Raw genomic sequence first — 22,160 nt, 5'->3', positions numbered from 1 at the left:
TTCCTAATCTCAGGCGATTTCGCTTCCCGGCCACACAGGGGGCGGAGCCTAGAGCCCTAATGCTTTGGCTAAACGCAAGGCGAGCACCGTTCGGTCGCGTGCTTTGAGTTTTCGGAGTAGAGCGGACACGTGGTTTTTCACGGTGCCTTCAGCCAGGAAAAGCGCACCGGCAATTTCCTGGTTGCTCATTCCACGTGCGACTTTTTCGGCGACGGAGCGTTCTGTGGGGGTTAGGATTGCCAGCTGCGGGTTTCCCGCTGCGTAGCGGGCGATCCGCGGGTCGAGAACGAGTCCACCTTGGGCGGTCGCGACGATAGCGTTTGCCAATTCTTCCGGGGAAACGTCTTTCAGGATGTATCCGGAGGCGCCGGCGTCGAGCAAGCTCTTGACCAGGTTTGCGTCATCAAACGTGGTGAGCACGAGGGTAGGGACGTGTGGGTTGCAGGCGCGAACGACCTCGAGCCCGTCGGTGCCCGGCATTGCAGCATCGGTGACCACCACGTCGACGTTATAGCGGCGGGCAAGGTTGAGCGCTTCTGCTCCGTCGGTAGTTGTTGCGGCGACTTCGACCCGGTCGTTGGTGTCCAAGATGAGCCTGAGGCCGCGCAGGAGCATCTCGTGGTCGTCGATAAGCAGCGCGCGTGTGGTCATGACTTCTCCTTCAGGTGCAATTCGATGCGGAACCCGCGGTCAATGCCGCCGTGGGCGAGCGTAGTGATCTCACCCCCGAGGCCTGCGGCGCGTTCGCGAAGAGACGTGATGCCGAACGCCTCCGGCCCGGCCATGCCGGTCCCGTTGTCAACCACGGCAAGTGAGCCATGATCAAGCAGGATCTGTGCTTTCGTTGCGTGCGAATGCCGCAACACATTTGTCAATGCTTCCTGGCAAAAATGCAGCATGAGCATACGCTCCTCGGTGGAGTGCTTTGCGCCCGTTGTGTGCGGGGCGTGGGTGAATTGCACCTCCAGCGAAGTTGAGGCGAATGACTCCGCTAAATGGGAAAGTGCGGACTCGATGTCTTCGTCCGGATGTGCGGCAGGCTTCATCGCCCGCACAGTTGCCCGCATCTCGTGCAAAGCTTCCGAGACACTAGCGCGTGCCCTCGCGATCTCACTATCGCGCTTTTCCGCGTCGGGGATGCGGAGTGCGTAGTCGAGGCTAAGCCCGATAGTGGTGAGGCGGTGCCCGAGGGCGTCGTGAAGCGTTGCGGCGATTCTCTCGCGCTCTTTCGCCATCGCCATGTCCTGCTGGCGCGCCTCGTGCCAGCGCTGCCGAGCGACCGTCGAAGCCAGGTTGAGTCCCGCTGCGGCTGCGGCAGCGCCGGAGAGTGTCTCGATCGCGACCTTGCTCACCGGGGCCTGGACCTTCAGCTGTGCGAGAAAAGAAGCCACGACGATCGCACCAGCGTAGAGGTACGCTGCACGTTTGCCCAGGCTCATATGTAACGCAACGACGGCGCACCACAGGACGAGGATGCTGATCGGGTTATTCGCCGTAGCGAAGACAGCGAACGCGCACAGGGAGAAGACCACTGCGGCAGCCTTATGCTCCGTCTTGCGCCACGCCACCCACGCCGCGACGGTGAGCAGGGCGACCGCAAAAAGTACTTCCTCTCGCGCGAGCGCGGCTGACGCGAAGTTGAGGTACAGCATGGTGGCGAACACCAGAATGCTGTCCAAAAGGTGGAGGTGGACACGGTTCATGGTGTCCAAACGTACCGGCTGACACCCATGACTCGGGTCATGGATTTTGGTGACCGCATCCACTATTTAAGCCAGTGTGTGCTCAATAAAGTCGTGCACCATGAACCCAAGAATTCCTGTTAACGCACTCGGTCTCGTGCTCCGCGCCATCATTGCTACGGGTGTGCTCATGGGCGCAAACTTCGCTCGGGTCCCGCTCGTCCCATACGTAGATGAAACGCTCCTGTTCTGCCTTACACCCGTCCTGGTGGTCGCGTTCGTCGTTGTGTGGGCGCGCTTCGTTGAGCGCTCCAGCATCAACTGGCGCGGGGCCTGGGGCCTTGTCGGCGGCACGCTCGTGGTGTCCGTGCCGATGCTCGTGGGGTGGGCGGTGCTCGCGGCGATCCTCGGGCCCGGGCCGGCGGTGCCAGAGGCAGTCGACGCTGGCGACTATCCGCTGGGCGCAGTATTGGCGTGGATCCTGGTGCGCGCATACCTGCTGCAAGGGATCCCCGAAGAGCTGCTTTACCGCGGCTGGCTGTTCGATCTCACGCGGCACCGAGAAACTCTCACCATCGTGTGGACAACGGCCGCCTTCACGTTGATTCACCTGACTTCTGCCGGTGGGCAACAAAGTGCGCTGGACCACCTCGTCTACCTGGTGATGCCCTTCGGGATGTCCATTTTGGGTGCGGCGCTGGTCTACCGCTTTGGTAGCTTCTGGTGGGCCGCAGGCTCGCACGGCGGCATGCACCTCATGCTTGCGGTATTGAGCTTGGCTTATCCGGTTGAGCTGGGCAACGTTGCATGGCTCGTGCTCGGCCTGGCGCAAGCGTTGGCTGGGGCGCTGGTGCTGTGGCGTCGAAAAGCAAACATGCGCGATTAGGGAAATGCACCCTGAAGCAGTATAATTCTGCAGGTTGTTCAGCAATCGCTGTGCACTTGACCATTTTCGCACCCAACTCAGGCACGATCCTCGCGGAGGAGACGACCTGAAGTTCAATCCTGAGGGAGACGAAGTATATGAAGAAGGATATTCACCCGGATTACCACCCGGTGATTTTCCAGGACGCGAACACGGGCCACAAGTTCCTGACTCGCTCCACCAAGACCTCCGACCGTACCGATCAGTGGGAGGACGGCAACGAGTACCCGCTCATCGTTGTCGACGTGACCGCTGAGTCCCACCCGTTCTGGACCGGCGCACAGCGCCTCATGGACACCGCTGGCCGCGTTGAGAAGTTCAACCAGCGCTTCGGTGGCATGGCTCGCCGTAAGAAGAAGTCCGCTAACTAGGCGTAAAGGAGGAATTGAGAAATGGCTACCCCGAAGTTTAAGAAGTCCCGCGCAAACACCCGCATGCGTCGCTCGCAGTGGAAGGCTGACAACGCCGCACTGCAGACCGTCAAGATCGACGGCCAGGAAGTTCGCATCCCGCGTCGCCTGGTCAAGGCCGCGCAGGCTGGCCTGATTGACGTGGAGCAGTTCTAAACGCAGCTCCACCGGAAGCCGGTTCCCTGACCTGGGGAATCGGCTTTTTTGCGGTCTTATGCACCAAAAATCATCGAGTAAGCCATAATAGAAACATGAAAATTCTTGTGGCCGATGATGAGCAGGCCGTGCGTGAATCCTTACGGCGCTCTCTTCGCTTCAACGGGTACGAGGTGTGCCTGGCGGAAGATGGCGAAGAGGCGCTGGATCTGATCCGCGCGGAAGAGCCGGACCTGACCATCCTTGACGTGATGATGCCTAAGCTTGACGGGCTTGGCGTGTGCCGTACGCTGCGTTCGTCCGGCTACGATCGGCCCGTGCTGATGCTTACGGCGCGTGACGGCGTGTCTGACAGGGTGGCGGGGCTGGATGCCGGTGCCGACGACTACCTTCCCAAGCCGTTCGCGCTCGAAGAGCTCCTTGCCCGCGTTCGCTCCCTGCTGCGCCGTGCCCGCGCGGATTCCATCGAGGGCGGCGACCACGAGTCCTCCGCGCTGAAGTTCGAGGACCTCACGCTCAACCCGGAGACCCGAGACGTCACGCGCGGCTCCCGTACCATCTCGCTGACGCGCACCGAGTTCGCGCTGCTGCACCTGCTGATGCAGAACCCGCGTCGCGTGCTCACCCGCCAGACCATCCTGGAAGAGGTGTGGGGCTACGACTTCCCAACCTCCGGCAACGCGCTCGAGGTGTACATCGGCTACCTCCGGCGCAAGACGGAGGCTGCGGGCGAGCCGCGCCTGATCCACACCGTCCGAGGCGTTGGTTACGTGCTGCGGGAGACTGCACCGTGATCCTTCGGCAATCAGCCGAGACTTACCAGCGCGATAAGGACGCGTGGATCGACGAGCAGGGGGGCGCGGAGGCGTCAGGTTTCCGCGGCTCTCGGTTCCTTGGGCTCGGACTTTCTCTGCGCCAGCAGCTCGTGGTGCTGACTGGCGTGATGGTCGCCTTCACCATCTTGGTCACCGCCCTGGTCAGCTTCTGGGCTGCCGCCACGACGATCACGAATTCAATGGATAGCGACCTCCGGGTGAAGGCGGATGCGCTGATGGACGAGGTGGAAAGGCATCCCGTCGATGAGCTTGAGGGGAAGATAGCGGCGTTTAAGTACTTCAACCCGCAGATCCACGCAGCGGTGTCGCCGCCGCAGTCCAATCGCTATTACGGCGATGCGATCGCGATCGGTGGGGCGTTCCACAGGGAAGCGGACGGCGAAGAAATCTCGGTCCGTACTGCGGGCGGGGAGCGCATCCTGGTCCTCCGCAAGGACGACGGCTCTGCGGTGGCGCTCGCCCAGCAGGTGGATCCCTCGCGCCGGCTGCAGGGCAGCTCCGGTGCGGCGCTGCTGGTCATCCTGTGCCTCGGCATTGCGATGGCATGGGCCGTCGCGTCCGTTGTCGCCGCGACCGGTTTGTATCCACTGCGCAGGCTGCAAAAAGCGGTGGACGAGGTGACCCGCACCGAGGAGCTCAAGCCGCTCCCGGTTGAGGGCGACGACGAGCTCGCGAACATCAGCCGCTCGTTCAACCGGATGATCCAGACGCTCCAGGACTCGCGTACCCGACAGACGCAGCTCGTCGCAGACGCGGGCCATGAGCTGAAGACGCCGCTGACGTCCATGCGCACCAACATTGAGCTGTTCATGATGATGTACAAGTCCGGCCACCAGGACATGATCTCGCCCGAGGAGCGCGAGAACCTGGAGCGGGACGTGCTGGCGCAGATGGAGGAGATGTCCACGCTGATTGGAGACCTCGTCGACCTTGCGCGCGAGGACTCTCCCAACACGGAGTTCACTGAGCTCCGTCTCGACATGATCCTGGAGGAGGCGCTGGACCGCGTGCGTCGCCGCCGCCCGGACGTCACGTTCCAGTTCCACGCCGACCCGTGGGTCATCATGGGCGACCACTTCGCCATGGGGCGCGCGCCGATTAACCTGATCGACAACGCCGCCAAGTGGTCCCCGGACGGCGGCACCGTCCGCATCTCGCTCAAGGCGGCCACGACGAAGGCGGTGCTGATTGTCGACGATTCCGGCCCCGGCATTGCGCCGAAGGAGCGCGCCCGCGTCTTCGAACGGTTCTACCGCGCCCCGGAGTCGCGCGCGATGCCGGGCTCGGGCCTGGGGCTGGCGATTGTGAAACAGGTACTCGACCGCCACGACGCCCAGATCTTCGTCGAGGAATCCGACGACGGGGGCACCCGCATGCGTGTTGTGTTCCCGGGGTGGCGCCCGCCCGCGGAGGACTAGCAAGCGCGTGTGCGCACGGTCGCGTTGCCCCGCTTGGTGGGAGGGATCTCACCGGGCGGGGTTTCGTCGATAAGCGGCATTGCACCAGTGCACAGCGCACAGGGAACGTTCAGATAACTTTAGGTGGAGTCTGTTCAGGCATCAAGACTGGCTCCAGCAGAAAGGTTGATAATTACCTCCATGACTTTTCCAGAGGATCCACGCAACCCCCGTCGCGCAGCGAGCGTCGGCTCGGATCGTGTTACCAGCAACACAGATACATCTCCCGCACTGACCGAGACGCGCCAGGGCCAGCCGACCGTGTACCACGTCGACCAGGTGCCAAGCGCGCCGGAGGGGGCTCGCGAGAAGCGTCGTTTCGGGGCGGGGACCGTCATCGCCACCGCCCTCGTCGCCGCGCTTGTCGGTGGCGCTAGCTCCGGGTACGTGGTGAGCAAAACCAACGACGGTGAGGAGAGCTCGTACAGCGCCCTGGAGGCGCCGGCAGCCCCGGCTCCGCAGAACGACCAGCAGAACGACCAGGGGGAGGCACACGCGGCGCCGAAGGGCTCGGTCGAAGACGTGGCGTCGCAGGTCCTGCCCGCCGTGGTCTCGATCGTGGTGCAGACGCCGCGTGCGTCGGCGGAAGGCTCCGGCTCCATTATCTCCTCGGACGGCTACGTGCTGACGAACCACCACGTGATCGCCGATGCGGCGAGCTCGCAGTCCCAGATCCAGGTCACGCTGAATGACGGTTCGCGCCACGACGCCACCTTCGTGGCCAGCGACGTGAACACCGACGTCGGCGTGATCAAGATTGAGGGCGTGAAGGACCTGCCGACGATGCAGTTCGGCGACTCCGACCAGCTCGCCGTCGGCCAGGAGGTGGTGGCCGTCGGCTCTCCGCTGGGCCTGTCCGCGACGGTGACCAGCGGTATCGTCTCGGCGCTGAACCGACCGGTGCGGGCGTCGCAAGGCGGTGGCGAGAGCTCGCTGATGGACGGCATCCAGACGGACGCCGCGATTAACCCCGGTAACTCGGGCGGACCGCTGGTGGACATGCACGGCAACCTCATCGGGATGAACTCCGTGATTGCGTCGCTGTCTGCGGGCGGCTACGGGCAGGAATCGCAGGGCGGCTCCATCGGCCTGGGCTTTGCAATCCCGTCCAACTTTGCCAAGCGCGTGGCGCAGCAGCTGATTGACAAGGGCAGCGCCTCTCAGCCGATGCTGGGCGTGCGAGTCAGCGCCATGGACATGGGCGACGACGGCGCCGTCGTCGCCGGCGTGGAGCCGAATAGCCCGGCGGAGCAGGCTGGCGTGCGTAGGGGCGACGTGATCACCAAAGTGGGCGACCGGCTGATCGATTCCGCCGACGCGCTCATCGCGGCGACGCGTTCCCACGACTTCGGCGAGACGGTCACCCTGCAGATCCGGCGGGAGGGGGAGGAGGCTCCCGTTTCCGTAGATGTGACGCTGAGTTCCGAGTAAGTTAAAGGACACTCCTCCGGTCGCGGGGCCGGAACAACGTCGAAGCGAGAGAGGGAAAGAAGGCACATGTCCACAACACTTGATGCGCTGGAAAACGTGGAGCCGGACGACGCGTTTTTGCGGGCCACCGAGCTCGCGGAGGACACTCCCGCCCCGTCCCGGGCCATCATCGTGCTCATCGGTGATCACCGCTACGAGGCCCCCGGCGACAACACGCACGAGATGGTCGCGGAGTTGCTGGGCGAGTACGGCTACCACGTCGATGGCGTGGTGCGCACCAAGTCGAAGAAGTCCGAAATCCGCAAGGTGATTGAGACCGGTGTGGTCGGCGGCGTCGACCTCGTGCTCACCGTCGGCGCGACCGGGGTCGGCCCGCGCGACAAGGCGCCGGAGGCCACGCGCGCGGTGATTGACAAGCTGGTGCCGGGCGTCTCGCAGGCGGTTCGCTCCTCCGGCCAGGCCTGCGGCGCCGTCGACGCGTGCACCTCCCGCGGCATCTGTGGTGTGTCCGGCTCCACAGTGGTGGTCAACCTGGCTCCGAGCCGGCAGGCGATTCGTGACGGCGTGGCCACCATCGCGCCGCTGGTGGACCACCTGATCTCGGAGCTCAACAGCTACACCGTGCAGAAATGACGCGGCAGCGGCGAAGGGCGCGGCGCGTCGCGGACGTGGACTACGACCGCACGGCGGACGCGCCGTTCACGGGGGCCGGGGGCGATGGCGAACGCGCGGTGTCCTTTGAGGAAGACGGCGACCCGGCCGCGGAGCTGACGGGGCGGGAGTTCTACGACTACGAGCGCCCGCCCCACCACGGTGGGGACTAGTTGCTGGTCGCGGGCGGGGTGGTGCTGCCTGCCTGCTCCGGGGACTGGCCGGCGAGCAGGTCGCGGATCTCAGTGAGCAGCTCCGTTTCGGTCGGGGCAGCGACGTCTTCGGGGATGCCCCGCTTTCGCTTCTGCATCTCATTGAGCTTGTTCATCGGCGCGACGATGAGGAAGTAGACCACCGCGGCGATGAGCAGGAAGTTGATCGCGGCGGAGACCAGCATGCCCAGGTCGAGGGCGGTCTCGGGGCGGCCCGGGATGACCGGAATCTTCCAGCCTTCGCCCACCTCGGCGTCGCCGAAGATGTTGAGCAGCGGGTTGATGATGGCGTCAGAGAACGCCGTGACCAGCCCGGTGAAGGCGGCGCCGATGACAACACCGACGGCCAGATCGATGACGTTGCCGCGCAGAATATAATCGCGGAAACCTTTCAGCATGAAACATGCACTCCTTTGCAAGAGCATTGCGTAGTGGGGGAAGAAACGGCACCGCCATGCGTGCGCATGGCAGGTGTCAAGGATACGCAGTTTATGCCGGCGTGCCAGCAGAGGCCAAAACAACGGCGAGGGGCATGCTTAACGACGCCGCCGCCACCGCCGACGCCTGCGACCGCCGCATCAGCACGAGCACCGTGCCCTCTTCGCCAACGGTGACAATGCGCCCGCCGGAGGCGACCGTCGTCGGCCCCTCCGCGATCACGTCCACGACGGCGCCGTGGTGCAGCATGGGCAGGATGTCCGGCTCCGCGAGCGCCACCGGCACCATGGTGAACGGCTCTCCTTCCGGCTGGCCCGCAACGAGCTCGCTCACCAGGTCGGGGCCGACGAGCCGGGTGGAGGTGACCACCTCGCCGGGCGCGGCGCCCGCGGCGAGGATGTGCCCGCTGGCCAGGGACTGCTCCCGCAGCGCGCCCTCCGGGACGACGCGTTCGGGCACCCGCTGCAGCTGCAGGTCCTCATCGGTGACGCGGGCGCCCGCGGCGACGGGGCGGGCGAAGGTGACAACCAGGGGGTCGGCGCGGGACGCGTTGAGCAGCGCGCTGAGGCCTGCGGCGCAGACGAGTGCGGCGGCGAGCGCGCGTCGGAGGAGCACGGAGCGTCGATAGCCCGGGGTGCGCAGGCGGTGGGCGAGTCCAGTGAGTCGTTGCGAGAGGTCCATGCATATTAGACGCAGCCGGACGCGCGGCGGTTCCCTCTACACCGAAATTGCCCGCCACCCGCGCGGCGTGATGATCGCGCGCACGGGGACGTCGTGCGCGTCGTGGGGGACAGCGTCGACGACCTCCTCGTCGTAGAGCACCGCCGCCGTGGGCACGTCCAGCCCAGCGAGCGCCCGGTCGTAATAGCCGGCGCCCTTGCCCAGCCGCATCCCCCGGGCATCGACGGCCAGCGCGGGAACCAGGAGCAGCGCGCAGGAGGAGAGGACGCGGGAGTTGAACCGGGCACCGGTCGGTTCCGCGACGCCGAGCGCGCCGGGCTGCGTCGCCCCGTCCGCCAGCGACCACGCCAGCACACAGTCCGGCAGCGAGATTGGGACGAAGACGCTCCGCGCGTGGCGGCGCAGCTGCGCGGCGAAGTCTGCCGGGCCTGGCTCGGTGGGGAGCGGATTGTAGGCGGAGATGTTGGCGCCACGTGCGCCGAACGCGTCGATGCAGGCAACAGCGTTGGTCAGGATCGCCGCGTCGAGCGCTGTCTTGCGGGCGGGGTCGTGGCGGAGCCGGCGGCGGAATTCGGTGTGGCGGGCGCGCAGGGCTCGCTTGTCCTCGGTTGGCGTTGGCATGGTGGCCCCCTTCGGGTTGGGCGGAGAACGTGGGTCGGAGCAAAATAGCAGCAACTGGCCATGTAGGCTCGACATTTATGCGGAATTCTAACGAAGTATCATCCGTGCCTTCCCATGGTGCGGTGAAGACGGTTGTCGTGCCGGCGGCGGGTATGGGTACTCGTTTTCTGCCGGCGACGAAGACGGTGCCGAAGGAGCTTTTGCCGGTGGTGGATACTCCCGGTATTGAGCTGATCGCGGAGGAGGCGGCCCAGCTGGGTGCGCAGCGCTTGGCGGTGGTGGTGGCTCCTCAGAAAGAGGAGATCATGGCTCACTTCGGCGAGTTTTCCACGCTGCGCGAAACGCTTGCTGCGCGCGGTAAGGACGAGCAGGTGGCAAAGGTCGCCCGCGCTGGTGAGCTGATTGATGCGATTTCGGTGACGCAGGATAAGCCGCTGGGGTTGGGGCACGCCGTGGGGTGTGCGGAGGACGCGCTGGATGATGACGAGGACGTTGTCGCTGTCATGCTGCCGGATGATTTGGTGTTGCCGGCGGGTGTGATGGAGAAGATGGTCAAGGTGCGCCAGGAGCTTGGTGGCTCGGTGTTGTGCGCGTTTAACGTCAGCCGTGAGGAGGTGTTCAACTACGGCGTGTTTAACGTTGAGGAGGTGGACACCGAGGTTGATGGTGTTGAGGTCAAGCGTGTGCGTGGCATGGTGGAAAAGCCTGCGGTGGAGGATGCGCCGTCGACGTTGGTGGCCACGGGTCGCTACCTGCTGGATCGGGCGATTTTTGACGCGTTGCGTCGGATCGAGCCGGGCAAGGGTGGTGAGTTGCAGCTGACTGATGCGATCGAGCTGATGATCACGGAGGGCCACCCGGTGCACGTGGTGGTGCATGACGGGAAGCGCCACGATTTGGGCAATCCGGGTGGTTACATCCCGGCGAATGTGGACTTTGGGCTGCACAACGAGAAGTATGGTCCGGCCCTGTACACGGCGCTGAAGCAGATTATCAGCGACTTCGAAGCGGAGAATCCCGATATTGTCCGCTAGTTCCCACTAGGATTGGTCCAATGCGCAGCGTTGAAGACCAGCAAGCAATGGTGGTAGACGCGGCGGTGACGCCTGAGCCGATCCGCGTCGGAATCCTTGATGCCCTCGGCCTCATGTGCGCCGAGGAAATCGCCGCAACCGCCCCGTTGCCCAGCTTTTCACAGGCAGCGGTTGACGGCTACGCCGTGCGCTCCGTGGACGTGGGCGGCACCGCGGGCCTGCGCCTCGCCGCGGAGCCCCCGGAGGAGCAGGACGGCGGGGAGACTACGGAACGCCGCACACCGCACCGCGACCGCACGCTGCCCGTGGTGGGGGAGGTCGCGGCGGGCTCGCAGAAGCCGCTTCGCCTCCAGCCGCGCCAGGCCGTGCGCGTTGCCACCGGCGCGCCGCTGCCAACGCTCGCGGACGCTGTCCTCCCGCTGGAATGGAGTGACCGGGGGCGCAAGCGCGTCACCCCGTCGCGCGCAGTGCGCACCGGCGACTTTGTCCGCAAACCCGGCTCGGACATCCAGCCGGGGGACATCGCCGTGCGCCAGGGCTCGGTGCTCGGGCCGGCGCAGATCGGGCTCGTGGCCGCCGCGGGGCGCGAGAAGGTGCTGGTCTACCCGCGCCCGCGCGTGACCGTGATGAGCTACGGCCTCGAGCTGGTGGACGTAGACCGCGACCCGGGCCTTGGGCAGGTGTACGACGTCGCGTCGTACGCCGTTGCAGCCGCCGCCGAAGAGGCCGGCGCGGACGTGGTGCGCGCGGGCATCGTCAACGCGGAGCCGCGCCGCCTGCGCGAGACCATCGCCGGGCACATCGCGCGGTCCGAAGTAGTCATCGTGATCGGCGCCGTTGGCGGTTCGGGCGCGGACGTCATCCAGGACGTGCTGCGCGAGATGGGGGAGCTCGACACGCAGCGCGTGGCCATGCACCCCGGGTCTGTGCAAGGCTTCGGCCTGCTCGGCGAGGAGCGTACGCCCGTCTTCCTGCTGCCGTCCAACCCGGTCAGCGCGTTGGTGATTGCGGAGACGCTGGTGCGCCCGGCGATCCGGCAGTCGCTTGGGAAGGCGAGCGTCGCGCGCCGCACGGTACAGGCCCGCTCGGTGCGCCACATTGATTCCATCAAGGGCCGCCGCGGCTACATTCGTGCGCGCCTCATGCGCGACATGGAGACGGGGGAGTACCTGGTGGAGTCGCTGGGCACACTCGACGGTAGCGCGGCGCACCTGCTTGCCGGGTTCGCCGAGGCCAACGCCATGATTCGCATCCCCGAGGACGTGCTCCAGGTGCGCCCGGGCGAGTTCGTGGATGTTGAATTCCTGCAGCAGCGCAGCTAGGAACCTGCCCCGGTGGACCTGTTTGCACTCTTCCGCGAGCCCACGCCGGGCTGGCCGGAAACGACGCCCGCGCTGCGGCTGGCGGACGGAACACACGTCCACCTGCGCCCGCTCAAATCCGGCGACGGTCGCGCATGGAGCGAAACCCGCGTGCTGGACGAGCACTGGCTCAAGCCGGTCGAGCCGACCGTACAAGGGACGTGGGCTGACGCGCACTCGCCGCAAGCCTGGCGTGCCAACTGGCTCAACCTGAAAAAGCTGGCGGCTGACGGGGTCGTCGTGCCGCTGGTCATCGTCGCGGACGGCGAGTTCGCCGGGCAGGTGACGCTGGGCAATATCCAGCACGGTGCGGTGAGCGAGTGCTGGATCGGCTACTGGGTCCACTCGCCATTCATGGGGCGCGGCATCGCGACAGCGGCGTGCGCGCTCGGCACGGACCACGCCTTTGCGAGGGTGGGCATGCACCGGGTGACGGCGACGTTCCTGCCGGACAACCCGGCGTCGAAAAGCGTGCTCCTGGCAAATGGCTACCGCGAGGAGGGCTACCTCCGCAAGAACCTGCACATCGACGGGCAGTGGCGCGACCACCACTTCGTGGCGCTGAACGCGGACGATTTCCCGCACACCGCCGTGGAGCGGCTGCGCGCGGCGGGGCGCGTTCGGCCGGTTCAGTAATTTTTCAGGCACAGGGTCCGGCGCGCCTGGCGGTGGGGCCGAGTGCGCACGGATAGCGTTGGGGCCAGTTCTGTGTACACACCCAATTGGTTGCGTTGAAAGGTGGCATTGCCCATGGGCAGCCCGAGCCTCATTCTGGTCCTCATTCTCGTCGTGTGGGTCATCGTGCTTGCGCCGATGATGCTGGGGAACACGAAGAAGATTCGCCGCTCTGGCGAGGGGTACGAGGAAACGCGCGTCCTGCACGAGGGCGGCACCGAGCCCGTCGTTGCCCGCCGCCGCCCCAAGCTCACGTCGGCCGATGTGCACCACCACACCACCGCCGAAGATGACGTCGAGCTCGTCGAGGCCGAAGAGGAGCAGGTGCTCATCGACGACACACCCACCCTCCGCAACTTCTTCCGCAAAGAGGTCGCGACCCAGGAGGACCGCCCCGTGGTCATCGACGCCGAGCCGGAGGACGAGGAGGCGGGTTCCACCGTCGTCGACCTTGACGAGGAGAGTGACGAAAAGGGTGACGAGGCGATTGACGGGGAGCCTCAGGGCGGCTCCACCGTCGTGGACACTGACGCGGAAGCCGACCGCTACGAGATGAGCGAGTCCTACGGCGCGCCCTCAGATTTCGGCTACGCCCCCGAGGACCCTGAGGACTCTGAGGGCTCTGAGGACGCAGACGACTCCTCCACCGCCGAAGTCGCACCTGAATCGGAACCCGAGCCCGATTTTGAACCGGATGACAGCGACCTGGCGTTTGCCAAGACCCGGCGTGGGCGCGGCGGCTACGACCCGGAGCGCGAGCGCACCGCAAAAGCGGACCGGTTCCAGCGCCGCCAGCGCACCCTGCTGGTGCTCATCGCCTCCTTTGTGGTCACTTTTGTCGTCGCGTTCGTCGTGGGCGGGTGGACCTGGGTCTTGCCCGCCATCACCGCCGGCCTGACTGCCTGGTTCCTCATCGTCCTGCGTGGCGTGGTGAAGAAGGAGCGCGCGCTGCACGAGCGCCGCGTGCGCCAGTTGCGCCGCGCCCGCCTCGGCGTTGACGTGGACCGCCCGCAGCCCACCCCCCGCGAGCGCCGCCGCGTCGGCTCCGTGATCCTGGACCTGGACGAGGAACACCCGGACTTCGACGCGCTGCCTGGCTACGTGCGCCCGCAGCCGCGGGAGGACGGCTACGGCGAGTACACGCCCCGCGCAAGCTAGTGACCTGCGGATTTCATGCTCTGGGGTGAAAGGAGTAACCTTTCAAACCAGCGAGGGGCTATAGCTCAGTTGGTAGAGCGTCGCGTTCGCAATGCGAAGGTCAGGGGTTCGATTCCCCTTAGCTCCACTGAATTCAAACCCCCAGGTGTCATGAACTAGCCCCCGAAAGTTGGACTGGTTTAATTCTAAGCGGTTAGGGGTTCAAGGGTCTGATTCCGATATTGCATCGGGGTCAGGCCCTTGAGTCGTTGTTGGATGCGTTCGGTGTTGTACCACCCGATGTACTCATCGATCGCCTGGTTGAACTCTGCGACGGTGTCGAAGACTTCACCGTGGTACATCTCTGTCTTCAAGTGTCCAAAGAAGTTCTCCATGACCGCGTTGTCGTAGCAGTTGGCTTTACGCGACATCGACTGCACACCACCGTTGTCGCCGATCAGGTCACGCCAGGAGGCATGCTGGTACTGGAAGCCTTGATCGGTGTGCATCATCCACCCGGGTTCAGGCGCACACGCCGCGATCGCCTTGGATAAAGAATCGGCGGTAAAGGCTGTCGACGGCGATGTGGCCACGGTGTGAGCGACGATGGAGCGGTCGAACAAGTCCATCACCGGTGACAAATACACCTTGCGGCCTTGGACCCTGAACTCGGTGACGTCGCTGACAAAGACGGTGTTTGGCTTATCCGGGGTGAACTTGCGGTCGAGTGTGTTGTCGGCGATGTGGCTGATCGTCCCAGCGTAGGAAACATAAGGCCTGCGTTGGCGGACCTTGGCTCGCAGCCCCATCTCGCGCATGAGTTTGTAGACGAGCTTGTGGTTGACCACCCAGCCCTGGTTACGCAGATCGAGTAGTACTCGCCGGTAGCCGTAGCGATGCTTGTTACGTTCGAAGCTTTCCCGAATCGCATCTTTAAGCGCGGCGTGCTTATCCGGTTGGCTGAGTCGTTTCTGGTGGTAGAAGAATGTCGACCGTGGGATACCAGCTGCCTCTAGGAGGTATTCCAAGCGGTGGTGCGACTTGAGAATGACGATCGCCTGGACTTTCAGGCGCGTCCCTGATTCCTCAAGTCCCGCAATTTTTTTAGATAAGCGTTTTCCGCTTCCAACCGCGCGATCTGACGGCGCAGCTGCTCTTCCTCGCTAAGCCGCTTCGGGACGGCCGAGCCTCTGGGCCTGCCTTTCGGCTTCGGTTTTAGTGCCTCATCGCCACCTTTGCGCCATTTCCACACCCAGTCTTTGACGAGTTGGTCTGACGACAGGCCAAACTCATGGGCAAGATCCATTCTTGTCTCGCCAGCAAGGTGGCGTTGGACAACTTCCTTTTTGATCTCGAACGAGTACTGCTGCTTTGTCGGTTTCTCCACAAGACATAGCCTGCCATGCAGCTGAAACCGACGGTACAACGTACGGACGGCGTATTTGGAGACACCCAGAGCATTGGCAGCGGCTATAGAGCCCATGCCTTGCTCGAAAAGCTCAACCAACTGCTCGCGCTGCCGCTCACTTAGCGAACTTCGTGCTCTCAAAGAAAACTACTCCCCACTAGTCGGTAACTGATTTCTCAGTCCAACTAATGGGGAGCAGTTCATCACGGCCTGGGGGTTTTTTCGTGTTCGTGCAGGTATTGGGGAACTTCGACATTATTGAGGTTCCGGACTGATTTGTTCGGGGTGATAAGCCAGCCTGGGAGGCTAGGTGCTCAGCTGTAGGAAAGCCGGACTTGTCGCCAGCGGTCATGAAGAATTTGGGCTGCCGTCATTGGTCCGATTCCCGGCATGGATAGCAGGATCTGAGTGTGGGGGATGTCGTTGATGATTCGATGACTTCCTGCTCGACTTGTTGGCGATGCTCACTTTGTGATGGCCTTGGGTTAATATGTGTGTTTAGTTGGAAATACTAGGGAGAAGGAGCTTCCATGAAGGCTAAACTCATGGCGGGCGCGCTTGCTGTAGGGCTTGTGGCGCCGTTGACTGTTGTTGCGGGACCGTCTGCTTTTGGTGAGGAAGAAACTGTTTCGGCATCGATGGCTGAGAGGCTGAATCCACGCCTGAAGGGAGGCGTTGCTTGGCTGGGGACGGATCTGAACAGCACGTTCATCGATGTGGATATGGCGGATGACTCCAAGTACGTGCGCTCCATCAAACTGAAGAAGTGGGATTCTCCGTACGATGTAAAAGTGACTACCGGGGAATATACCTTCTTCGACCTAAGGACTGAAAAGCTCTGGGTAGAGCCGGTTGAAGGCACGCGGTACCCATCTCGCTTCGAAATTGATTTTGAAGCTGAAGTGACATTCACTGACGGTTCCAGTGGACTGTTCCCTGGAAAGATTTCGGTGCCGGTTGATCCCAAGTTGGTCTCTTTGCTCGCTCGTCCAAAGCCAAAGGAATCTACGACGAGCACGAAGCCTGCCCCTACCGACACCGCGAAGCCAACGGCAACGGCGGAGCCAACGCCTACGAACACTAGCACCCCAGCTCCTCAGGGTGACGAGCCCTCGAATGACTCGGTCATCGATGTCATCATCGGCCTACTGGTCCTTGTCGGTCTAGGCGTGGGTGTCGCCGCACTGGCAGGCGCTATCCCAGGCGTGAAGATCCCACTTCCGCGCTAACTCGATTCTGAGAGGGTCTGCCACTACGGCAGGCCCTTTTCTTTTGTAGTGGATACGAGCGTCATCTCTGGGGCTGGCGTAAAGGTGGGTGAATGGGCGTCGAAAAGTGGGAAGAAGCTGTAGCGTGAGGCCGAGAGTGTCCGATTGTTTGTGTGCGGGGGCTTGGTTTACAAGTAGTCCGCGAATCGGTCGGGGTAAGCCACGGCTAGTTGGTTGATGGCTTGTTTCCACCCGGTGGCTTTCGCTCCTTCAATATAGCCGTTGCGCTCAATGTCGCGCTTCGCTTTCTTCGCCCGCTGAGCAGCACGTTTGTCCTCGATGTTGCAGATCATCAGCCAAAGCGTCTTCAGCGCCGCGGTATCGTTCGGGAACTGACCCCGGTTTCGAGTAGCTTTACGCAGTTCAGCATTCAGCGACTCGATCGAATTGGTGGTGTAGAGCACCCGCCTGGCCGCAGGCGGGAACTGCAGAAACGGCACGAACCGCTCCCAGGCGTCGCGCCAGACTTTGACCGACTGGGGGTATCTCCGGCCCAGTTCACTGGCCTCGAACGCATCCAGGTTGGCGCGTGCGGTCTCCTCGTTGTTGGCGGTGTAGACCTCACGTAGCGCGCGGGAGACAAGTTTGCGGTCCTGATAAGACACCCACCGGTTCGCAGCCCGAATCAGGTGCACAATGCAGGTCTGCACCATGGAATTCGGCCAGGTCGCCTCCACAGCTTCCGGCAGGCCTTTGAGCCCGTCGCAGCACACGATGAACACGTCCTGGACCCCGCGGTTGGCCAGATCTGCGCACACCGATGCCCAGAATGCGGCGCCTTCATTCTCAGCGATCCACAATCCCAGGATGTGCTTGATGCCGTCCATGTCGACACCAACTGCCATGTAGCAAGCCTTGTTGACCACGCGGTGGCCGTCACGAATCTTCACGCGTAGCGCGTCGAGGAAGATCACCGGGTAAAACTCGTCGAGCTGCCGGTTTTGCCAGATCATGACCTCTTCCAAGACCGCATCGGTAATGGTACTGATCGTATCCGGGCTCATATCCACCCCAAGCGTGGTCGCAAGATGGTGCTGAATATCGCGCACTGTCATCCCACCGGCGTAGAGCGAGACGATCATGTCGTCAAGCTCGGTCAACCGGCGTGCGCCTTTGGGCACCATGCGGGGAGTAAACGTGCCGGCACGATCCCTGGGCACGGTTACTTCCACCGCGCCGTAGCCAGAATTGACGGTCTTGGTGTACGACCCGTTGCGGTGGTTATTCTCCTGCGCGGTTTCGACCTGGGCTTTGGTCTTGCGGTCGGAATGGCCGTAGCCCAAGTGCGCATCCATCTCCGCCTGTAGACCAGCGTTGATCGATGCCTGGAGCAGGCCTTTGACCAACTCGCTTGCATCCTCAGCGGAGGTCGACAGCTCGCTGATCAAGCTGGAGAGTTCAGGGTTTTCCATCAGCTTCTCGCTGATCTCGTTGACCCTCGCCGGGTCATGGTTGTTCTTCGGTGACACCGTAGTCATTATCGGTGAAACTCCTTCTAGATGAGAGCCTCACACACAAACTTTCTGACACCCTCTGAGGCCATGGCTACGACATATCGAGTATAAAATCCGGCGACGAATGCGCTTCTGATTTCGCTGAAAACTCAGGAACAAGAAGTGGATCTCTATACTCCGATTGCGACCCAGCTCCAGATACCGCTTCTAACGACGATTACTACGTAGCCCCGCAAGCTCCCACGTTTGCCGCCAAGAGATACGTCGGCGTATCCTTACACCGCTATTATCGGCCCGACAGAAGGACCCCGTGACTACAGAGAAGCTCCGCCGCGCCGTCCTCATCGTCGCGCTGTTGAACCTGGCCTACTTCTTCGTCGAGTTCGTCGCGTCGCTCGCGATCGGTTCGGTGTCGCTCGCTGCGGACTCCGCGGACTTCCTGGAAGACACCGCGATCAACCTGCTCGTCTTCTTCGCGGTCGCGTGGCCGGCACAGCGCCGTCGCGCGGCCGGCAGCGTGCTCGCCGCGCTGATCCTCATTCCGGCGATTGCCGCCATTGTCATGGTGGTGACCAAGCTCATCAACCCGGTCGCGCCCTCGCCCGAGGGGCTGACCGGCGTCGCGGTCGGCGCGCTCGTCGTGAACGTGATTTGCGCCGTCATTCTGCTGCGGTTGCGGGACCAGGGGTCCTCGCTGGCCAAGGGCGCGTGGCTCGCGGCGCGAAACGACGCCCTGGCCAACCTCCTCATCATCGTGGCAGGCCTCCTCACGTTCGTGTGGTCCACCGCCTGGTTCGACATCGTCGTCGGCGCGATCATCGCCGTTATCAACCTGTCCGCAGCCAAGGAGGTGTGGGAGGAATCCCGCGAGGAGCACGCCTCCGTTGAAGAGGCCTTCGCGGATATGGAGGACTGCTAGCTCGCCGCCTCGTCAGCCCTCGCCGAGCTCCTCGGCGCTCCACACACCGGAGGCGCCGCGCCGCCACGTCCCAACGAGGTTGGTGTCCACGATGCCCACGGACTCCATGAGCGCGTACATGGTGACGGGGCCGACGAAGGTGAAGCCTCGCTTTTTCAAATCCCGCGCGAGCGCCTTGGACTCCGGCGAGGTGGTCGGCACCTCCTCGGCGGTACGGGGACGCGGCGTGGTTGCCGGTTTGTAGGACCAGATGAACTCGCCGAGGTGCGTGCCCTCCTCGCGCAGCGCGAGGGTCGCCCTCGCGTTGGTGACCGCGGCCTTGAGCTTGTTCGGGTTGCGGATTAGGCCGGGGTTGTCCATCAGGCGGTCGACGGACTCCATGGCGGCGACTTCGTCTGGGTCGAAGCCGTGGAACGCCTCGCGGAACGCGTCGCGCTTGGACAAGATCAGACGCCAGGACAGTCCGACTTGGAACCCTTCGAGGCAGACGCGCTCGAAGAGCGACGCTTCGTCGGTAAGCGGCATGCCCCACTCGGTGTCGTAATACTCGCGCAGGAGGGGATCGGTGGCGGCCCACGGCGGACGGACCAGGCCGTCGTCGCAGGTGATGGGCAGGGACTTGGGTGCTTCGTTGAAATTGCTCATATATATTTGACTCGATTTATGGCCGTTCGGTTCCATCGGTAGGGTAAATGACATGAACAGGCCTGCCGTTCGAGACTTCGCCCTCCTACTCTTACGCCTGGTCGTTGGGGCCGTGTTTGTTGCCCGCGGCTACCAGCACTGGTTCGCTGTCGGCATGAATAAAACTGCCGAACAGCTTGCGTACGCGGGGGTACCGCAGCCGCAGCTGAGCGCGTATGTGACGGGCGCCGTCGAGCTGATCGGCGGGACCTTCCTGGTGATCGGGCTGCTCACCACGATCGCGGCGTCGTTGCTGCTCATCCTCTCACTCGCCGCCGCCTACTTCGTGCACCTGGGCAACGGCTTCTTCGTGGAGCAGGGAGGCGTGGAGTACACGCTGGTGCTCGCCGCCGCGCTCTTCGCTCTCGTGGTCTTTGGCACGGGCCGCGCGAGCCTGGACGGGGTGCTCACCCGTGGTTAGCCACGAGGAGGTCCAGGCCGCGCTCTCCGCGCGTATCGACGGCGAGTCGCCCGGGCTTGACGACGCCATCGTGGACGCCCACCTGGCGCAGTGCGAGGAGTGCACCGCCTACTGGGAGCGCGCGCTTTCCCTCTCCCGGCGCATGAGCTTCGCCGAAGTGGACGGCGGGATGGCGCCGCCCCACGACCTCTCCGAGGTCATCATGGCGGGCGTGGACGATACGTGGCGCAAGCTCGAGCAGCGCCGCCTTATCACCCTGGCGATTGGTCGCGTGGCGCTTATCGCCGCTGCGGTGGTGTGGGCGGTGTGGGCGGTGCTGCTGCTGGTTCACGGCGGCGGTACGGACTCGCTGGAGACGTCTACGGCGGCCGTCCGCTTCGGTGTCGCGCTGGCGCTCGGCGTCACCGCCTGGCGTCCGCGCCAGATCCCGGGGGTCCTGCTCATCGTGGGCACGATGTTCACCTTTACCGCGGGCTTCGCGGTGCGCGACTGGGTGCTCTCCACCGGCGAGTTCGTGCCCAGCATTGTGCTCATCCCGCTGGTCACCCTCTTCGGGCTCGTATGGACGTGGGTGGCGGACCGCGGGATTGAAATCCGCCGCGCCTGGCATCTGCTGGACGCGAACCCCAGCTAGCGCGCTATTTCCAGCTGGGCAGCCACATGAGCGAGTGGTAGTAGTCCTCCGGCACCATGAAGCCGTAGAGGATGGGGGACCAGTACACGAAGCTGGCTACGACAAGGGCCAGGTACACGATCACGGCGAGCTGCCCGGTGCGTAGGTCCGCGCCGGCGATCCGCCGCACGAGCCGGTTGCCGCTCGGCGCGCCTTTCTGCGCCAGGTTGCCCAGCGCGAGCGCGAGCAGGACCGCGGTGAACGGGACGAGCGGGGCGGCGTAGAAGAAGTACATCTGGCGGTCGAAGGCGGCCAGCCACGGGAGGAAGCCGGCCATGAACGCCACCATCGGGACGATGACGCGGAAGTCGCGGCGGGTGATCCACACCCATGCGCCCCACAGCAGGATCGGGATGGTCAGCCACCAGATCACCGGGGTGCCGAAGAGGAAGATCATTTCCCGGCAGGTGCCGCCGTCGCCGCAGGCCAGGTCGGTGTTGGAGTAGTAGAGGATGGGGCGCGAGGCCACGAGCCAGGACCAGGGCTTGGAGTCCCACGGGTGGGAGTGCCCGGAGGAGGATGTCAGCGAGCTGTGGAACTCGAGCACGGAAAAGTGGTAGTACAGCCAGTCCGCGGCGGGGGAGGGGAGGTTAGTCAGCCAGGGCCAGTCGGAGTCGGCCACGGTGCCGTCGGCAACCGCGTGGCGGTATACGGACGTCTCGGAGGCGAACCAGGCGCGCCAGGACCAGATGTAGAGCAGCGCGGGGACGAGGACGATGGAGGCGAGGGCGGAGGGGACGTCGCGAAGCAGCGCGCCCGCCAGCGGCTTTTTCACCCCGTAGCGCTTGCGCAGCCAGAGGTCCCAGAACGCGGAGAGCAGGCCGTAGAACGCGATGTAGTACATGCCCGACCACTTCACAGCCATGGCCAGGCCGAGCAGGACACCGGTGGCGAAGCGCCACCAGCGGAAGCCCAGGCGGGGGCCGAGCGCGTCCATGCCGTCCAGCTTCCCGGTCAGGTAGGCGTCGTGCCAGCGGCGGTGCACCTGCTGCATGTCGCCGGCGAGCGTCCACGCCGCCGCGACGACGAAGAAGACCTCGAACACGTCGAGCATGCCGAATTTGGCGGTGACCAGCAGCACTCCGTCGAAAAGCGCGATGATGCCCGCGAACAAACCGATACTGGTGGACTGGCTCACGCGGCGCGCGATGAGGAAGACGAAGACGACGATGGCGGTGCCGAACAGCGCTGTCATGAGGCGCCAGCCGAGCGGGGTGTAGCCGAAGAGCTGCTCGCCCCACGCCAGCAGCTGCTTGCCCAGCGGCGGGTGCACGACGAGGCCGTACCCAGGGTTGGACTCGATGCCGCCGAGGACCGGGTTGATGTAGTCGCGCACCATGTCGAACGCTTGCGGGACGTAGTGCTTCTCATCAAACACCGGCGTGCCGCCCGACGTCGGCTGGGTCAACCCGATGAAGCGGGTCAGCAGTGCGAGCACGCCGATCACGGTCGCGGAGACGGTATCGCGCTTGGTCCACGGGACCGTGACGGGCGCGGACGGCTCGGGGCGCTTCGCGCGCCAGCGCTTCGGCGCAGGCGGCAGCGTAGGCGACGCGGGTGGGGCGGAAGCTGGCACTTGGGTACTCACGGACAAGGATCTTACTGGTTCGTGCGTATGCTTGGCGT

Annotated in this window: 26 protein-coding genes, 1 tRNA gene and 1 pseudogene; 18 read left to right on the top strand and 10 right to left on the bottom strand. The window is 64.1% G+C overall.

From position 1 onward, the window contains the following. Positions 1–48 precede the first annotated feature (48 nt). Both CKJ84_RS03765 and CKJ84_RS03760 read right to left on the bottom strand, forming a co-directional pair. Positions 49–651 (bottom strand): response regulator transcription factor, encoded by a 603-nt coding sequence (locus tag CKJ84_RS03765; protein WP_095545984.1) that lies wholly within the window; start codon positions 649–651, stop codon positions 49–51. Then, the gene (locus CKJ84_RS03760; RefSeq protein ID WP_095545983.1) at positions 648–1,766 is read right to left on the bottom strand and encodes a sensor histidine kinase; all 1,119 of its coding nucleotides are present in this window, start codon (positions 1,764–1,766) and stop codon (positions 648–650) included. The genes CKJ84_RS03765 and CKJ84_RS03760 overlap by 4 nt, the downstream gene beginning before the upstream one ends. Positions 1,767–1,803: 37 nt before the next feature. Between CKJ84_RS03760 and CKJ84_RS03755 the strand changes: the two genes are divergently transcribed. The 8 genes from CKJ84_RS03755 to CKJ84_RS11995 all read left to right on the top strand — a co-directional run bounded on the left by CKJ84_RS03755 (position 1,804) and on the right by CKJ84_RS11995 (position 7,721). Beyond that, on the top strand, positions 1,804–2,568 hold the full coding sequence (locus CKJ84_RS03755; protein WP_095535749.1) for a CPBP family intramembrane glutamic endopeptidase: 765 nt from the start codon (positions 1,804–1,806) through the stop codon (positions 2,566–2,568). Between the two features lie 137 nt (positions 2,569–2,705). Beyond that, the gene (locus CKJ84_RS03750; protein ID WP_095277043.1) at positions 2,706–2,978 is read left to right on the top strand and encodes a type B 50S ribosomal protein L31; all 273 of its coding nucleotides are present in this window, start codon (positions 2,706–2,708) and stop codon (positions 2,976–2,978) included. A 21-nt stretch (positions 2,979–2,999) separates the two neighbouring features. Beyond that, positions 3,000–3,173 (top strand): 50S ribosomal protein L32, encoded by a 174-nt coding sequence (rpmF, locus tag CKJ84_RS03745; protein WP_095277040.1) that lies wholly within the window; start codon positions 3,000–3,002, stop codon positions 3,171–3,173. Positions 3,174–3,268: 95 nt separating this feature from the next. After that, a complete protein-coding gene (locus tag CKJ84_RS03740; RefSeq protein ID WP_095535748.1) occupies positions 3,269–3,967 on the top strand; it encodes a response regulator transcription factor in 699 nt (232 codons plus the stop codon). After that, positions 3,964–5,427: a cell wall metabolism sensor histidine kinase WalK gene (locus tag CKJ84_RS03735; protein WP_233125473.1), complete on the top strand. Its 1,464-nt coding sequence runs from the start codon at positions 3,964–3,966 to the stop codon at positions 5,425–5,427. Before CKJ84_RS03740 ends, CKJ84_RS03735 begins: the two co-directional genes overlap by 4 nt. Positions 5,428–5,607: 180 nt before the next feature. Further along, complete coding sequence (locus tag CKJ84_RS03730) at positions 5,608–6,897, top strand: S1C family serine protease (RefSeq protein WP_095545982.1); 1,290 nt, start codon at positions 5,608–5,610, stop codon at positions 6,895–6,897. A gap of 66 nt (positions 6,898–6,963) precedes the next feature. Next, on the top strand, positions 6,964–7,530 hold the full coding sequence (locus CKJ84_RS03725) for a molybdenum cofactor biosynthesis protein B (protein WP_095535746.1): 567 nt from the start codon (positions 6,964–6,966) through the stop codon (positions 7,528–7,530). Next, complete coding sequence (locus CKJ84_RS11995) at positions 7,527–7,721, top strand: hypothetical protein (RefSeq protein ID WP_133064050.1); 195 nt, start codon at positions 7,527–7,529, stop codon at positions 7,719–7,721. The genes CKJ84_RS03725 and CKJ84_RS11995 overlap by 4 nt, the downstream gene beginning before the upstream one ends. Here CKJ84_RS11995 and mscL read toward each other — a convergent pair. The 3 genes from mscL to CKJ84_RS03710 all read right to left on the bottom strand — a co-directional run bounded on the left by mscL (position 7,718) and on the right by CKJ84_RS03710 (position 9,500). After that, entirely contained in the window at positions 7,718–8,158 is a 441-nt protein-coding gene (gene mscL / locus CKJ84_RS03720; protein ID WP_095545981.1) for a large conductance mechanosensitive channel protein MscL, read from the bottom strand. The genes CKJ84_RS11995 and mscL overlap by 4 nt on opposite strands. Positions 8,159–8,249: 91 nt before the next feature. Beyond that, positions 8,250–8,879, bottom strand: coding sequence for an SAF domain-containing protein (locus CKJ84_RS03715; RefSeq protein ID WP_095535744.1), 630 nt, complete (start codon positions 8,877–8,879; stop codon positions 8,250–8,252). 36 nt (positions 8,880–8,915) lie between these two features. Beyond that, positions 8,916–9,500: a 5-formyltetrahydrofolate cyclo-ligase gene (locus CKJ84_RS03710; RefSeq protein WP_095545980.1), complete on the bottom strand. Its 585-nt coding sequence runs from the start codon at positions 9,498–9,500 to the stop codon at positions 8,916–8,918. A 77-nt stretch (positions 9,501–9,577) separates the two neighbouring features. On the opposite strand from CKJ84_RS03710, the gene CKJ84_RS03705 reads away from it, so the two are divergent. From CKJ84_RS03705 to CKJ84_RS03685, 5 genes are all read left to right on the top strand, one after another. Further along, on the top strand, positions 9,578–10,534 hold the full coding sequence (locus CKJ84_RS03705) for a UTP--glucose-1-phosphate uridylyltransferase (RefSeq protein ID WP_095545979.1): 957 nt from the start codon (positions 9,578–9,580) through the stop codon (positions 10,532–10,534). Between the two features lie 20 nt (positions 10,535–10,554). Continuing rightward, positions 10,555–11,856 (top strand): gephyrin-like molybdotransferase Glp, encoded by a 1,302-nt coding sequence (gene glp / locus CKJ84_RS03700; RefSeq protein ID WP_095535741.1) that lies wholly within the window; start codon positions 10,555–10,557, stop codon positions 11,854–11,856. A gap of 12 nt (positions 11,857–11,868) precedes the next feature. Continuing rightward, positions 11,869–12,531 carry a GNAT family N-acetyltransferase gene (locus CKJ84_RS03695; protein ID WP_095537727.1) on the top strand — a complete coding sequence of 221 codons (663 nt, stop codon included), beginning with the start codon at positions 11,869–11,871 and terminating at the stop codon, positions 12,529–12,531. Between the two features lie 114 nt (positions 12,532–12,645). Beyond that, positions 12,646–13,728, top strand: coding sequence for a gephyrin-like molybdotransferase receptor GlpR (gene glpR, locus CKJ84_RS03690; RefSeq protein ID WP_095545978.1), 1,083 nt, complete (start codon positions 12,646–12,648; stop codon positions 13,726–13,728). 54 nt (positions 13,729–13,782) lie between these two features. After that, positions 13,783–13,855: transfer RNA gene (locus CKJ84_RS03685), tRNA-Ala, on the top strand. Between the two features lie 58 nt (positions 13,856–13,913). Here the strand turns inward: CKJ84_RS03685 and CKJ84_RS03680 are convergent. Continuing rightward, positions 13,914–15,163, bottom strand: a protein-coding gene (locus CKJ84_RS03680; protein WP_369801163.1) for an IS3 family transposase whose coding sequence is annotated in 2 segments (ribosomal slippage) — positions 13,914–14,815 and positions 14,815–15,163 — 1,251 coding nt in all. Because the reading frame shifts where the segments join, the coding sequence is not laid out codon by codon here. On the opposite strand from CKJ84_RS03680, the gene CKJ84_RS12585 reads away from it, so the two are divergent. Next, on the top strand, positions 15,110–15,238 hold the full coding sequence (locus CKJ84_RS12585; protein ID WP_255407227.1) for a hypothetical protein: 129 nt from the start codon (positions 15,110–15,112) through the stop codon (positions 15,236–15,238). The two genes, CKJ84_RS03680 and CKJ84_RS12585, sit on opposite strands and share 54 nt — an antisense overlap. A gap of 34 nt (positions 15,239–15,272) precedes the next feature. On the opposite strand, the pseudogene CKJ84_RS12670 reads toward CKJ84_RS12585, so the two are convergent. Further along, a pseudogene (locus tag CKJ84_RS12670) lies at positions 15,273–15,581 on the bottom strand (IS110 family transposase); the annotation flags it as partial. Between the two features lie 64 nt (positions 15,582–15,645). On the opposite strand from CKJ84_RS12670, the gene CKJ84_RS03670 reads away from it, so the two are divergent. Further along, positions 15,646–16,344, top strand: a complete 699-nt coding sequence (locus tag CKJ84_RS03670) for a hypothetical protein (protein WP_095545977.1) — start codon at positions 15,646–15,648, stop codon at positions 16,342–16,344. 167 nt (positions 16,345–16,511) lie between these two features. Here the strand turns inward: CKJ84_RS03670 and CKJ84_RS03665 are convergent, their stop codons facing one another. Further along, positions 16,512–17,861, bottom strand: coding sequence for an IS256 family transposase (locus tag CKJ84_RS03665; protein ID WP_095536537.1), 1,350 nt, complete (start codon positions 17,859–17,861; stop codon positions 16,512–16,514). A gap of 286 nt (positions 17,862–18,147) precedes the next feature. Here CKJ84_RS03665 and CKJ84_RS03660 point away from each other — a divergent pair, with 286 nt between their 5' ends. Continuing rightward, positions 18,148–18,756 (top strand): cation transporter, encoded by a 609-nt coding sequence (locus CKJ84_RS03660; protein ID WP_095545976.1) that lies wholly within the window; start codon positions 18,148–18,150, stop codon positions 18,754–18,756. Between the two features lie 12 nt (positions 18,757–18,768). On the opposite strand, the gene CKJ84_RS03655 is transcribed toward CKJ84_RS03660, so the two are convergent. Continuing rightward, a complete protein-coding gene (locus tag CKJ84_RS03655) occupies positions 18,769–19,401 on the bottom strand; it encodes a DNA-3-methyladenine glycosylase I (RefSeq protein WP_095545975.1) in 633 nt (210 codons plus the stop codon). Between the two features lie 52 nt (positions 19,402–19,453). On the opposite strand from CKJ84_RS03655, the gene CKJ84_RS03650 reads away from it, so the two are divergent. Together CKJ84_RS03650 and CKJ84_RS03645 are read left to right on the top strand one after the other, a co-directional pair. After that, positions 19,454–19,861 carry a DoxX family protein gene (locus CKJ84_RS03650; RefSeq protein WP_095535738.1) on the top strand — a complete coding sequence of 136 codons (408 nt, stop codon included), beginning with the start codon at positions 19,454–19,456 and terminating at the stop codon, positions 19,859–19,861. Next, the gene (locus CKJ84_RS03645; protein ID WP_095535737.1) at positions 19,854–20,495 is read left to right on the top strand and encodes a zf-HC2 domain-containing protein; all 642 of its coding nucleotides are present in this window, start codon (positions 19,854–19,856) and stop codon (positions 20,493–20,495) included. The genes CKJ84_RS03650 and CKJ84_RS03645 overlap by 8 nt, the downstream gene beginning before the upstream one ends. Before the next feature lie 4 nt (positions 20,496–20,499). On the opposite strand, the gene CKJ84_RS03640 is transcribed toward CKJ84_RS03645, so the two are convergent. Further along, positions 20,500–22,128: a dolichyl-phosphate-mannose--protein mannosyltransferase gene (locus CKJ84_RS03640; RefSeq protein WP_369801152.1), complete on the bottom strand. Its 1,629-nt coding sequence runs from the start codon at positions 22,126–22,128 to the stop codon at positions 20,500–20,502. Positions 22,129–22,160: the final 32 nt, after the last annotated feature.

This window comes from Corynebacterium sp. NML 120412 (assembly GCF_002285155.1).
Classification (GTDB): domain Bacteria; phylum Actinomycetota; class Actinomycetes; order Mycobacteriales; family Mycobacteriaceae; genus Corynebacterium; species Corynebacterium gottingense.
Note: the sequence above shows the minus strand (reverse complement) of the source record. Positions and strands in the feature narration are given on the sequence as shown.

Bases quoted from the DNA above. Each gene is read 5' to 3' on its own strand.
- CKJ84_RS03765 (WP_095545984.1), bottom strand. From the start codon at position 651: ATGACCACACGCGCGCTGCTTATCGACGACCACGAGATGCTCCTGCGC.
- CKJ84_RS03755 (WP_095535749.1), top strand. From the start codon at position 1,804: ATGAACCCAAGAATTCCTGTTAACGCACTCGGTCTCGTGCTCCGCGCC.
- CKJ84_RS03750 (WP_095277043.1), top strand. From the start codon at position 2,706: ATGAAGAAGGATATTCACCCGGATTACCACCCGGTGATTTTCCAGGAC.
- rpmF (WP_095277040.1), top strand. From the start codon at position 3,000: ATGGCTACCCCGAAGTTTAAGAAGTCCCGCGCAAACACCCGCATGCGT.
- CKJ84_RS03740 (WP_095535748.1), top strand. From the start codon at position 3,269: ATGAAAATTCTTGTGGCCGATGATGAGCAGGCCGTGCGTGAATCCTTA.
- CKJ84_RS03730 (WP_095545982.1), top strand. From the start codon at position 5,608: ATGACTTTTCCAGAGGATCCACGCAACCCCCGTCGCGCAGCGAGCGTC.
- CKJ84_RS03725 (WP_095535746.1), top strand. From the start codon at position 6,964: ATGTCCACAACACTTGATGCGCTGGAAAACGTGGAGCCGGACGACGCG.
- CKJ84_RS11995 (WP_133064050.1), top strand. From the start codon at position 7,527: ATGACGCGGCAGCGGCGAAGGGCGCGGCGCGTCGCGGACGTGGACTAC.
- mscL (WP_095545981.1), bottom strand. From the start codon at position 8,158: ATGCTGAAAGGTTTCCGCGATTATATTCTGCGCGGCAACGTCATCGAT.
- CKJ84_RS03715 (WP_095535744.1), bottom strand. From the start codon at position 8,879: ATGGACCTCTCGCAACGACTCACTGGACTCGCCCACCGCCTGCGCACC.
- CKJ84_RS03710 (WP_095545980.1), bottom strand. From the start codon at position 9,500: ATGCCAACGCCAACCGAGGACAAGCGAGCCCTGCGCGCCCGCCACACC.
- CKJ84_RS03705 (WP_095545979.1), top strand. From the start codon at position 9,578: ATGCGGAATTCTAACGAAGTATCATCCGTGCCTTCCCATGGTGCGGTG.
- glp (WP_095535741.1), top strand. From the start codon at position 10,555: ATGCGCAGCGTTGAAGACCAGCAAGCAATGGTGGTAGACGCGGCGGTG.
- glpR (WP_095545978.1), top strand. From the start codon at position 12,646: ATGGGCAGCCCGAGCCTCATTCTGGTCCTCATTCTCGTCGTGTGGGTC.
- CKJ84_RS12585 (WP_255407227.1), top strand. From the start codon at position 15,110: ATGCAGCTGAAACCGACGGTACAACGTACGGACGGCGTATTTGGAGAC.
- CKJ84_RS03670 (WP_095545977.1), top strand. From the start codon at position 15,646: ATGAAGGCTAAACTCATGGCGGGCGCGCTTGCTGTAGGGCTTGTGGCG.
- CKJ84_RS03665 (WP_095536537.1), bottom strand. From the start codon at position 17,861: ATGACTACGGTGTCACCGAAGAACAACCATGACCCGGCGAGGGTCAAC.
- CKJ84_RS03655 (WP_095545975.1), bottom strand. From the start codon at position 19,401: ATGAGCAATTTCAACGAAGCACCCAAGTCCCTGCCCATCACCTGCGAC.
- CKJ84_RS03650 (WP_095535738.1), top strand. From the start codon at position 19,454: ATGAACAGGCCTGCCGTTCGAGACTTCGCCCTCCTACTCTTACGCCTG.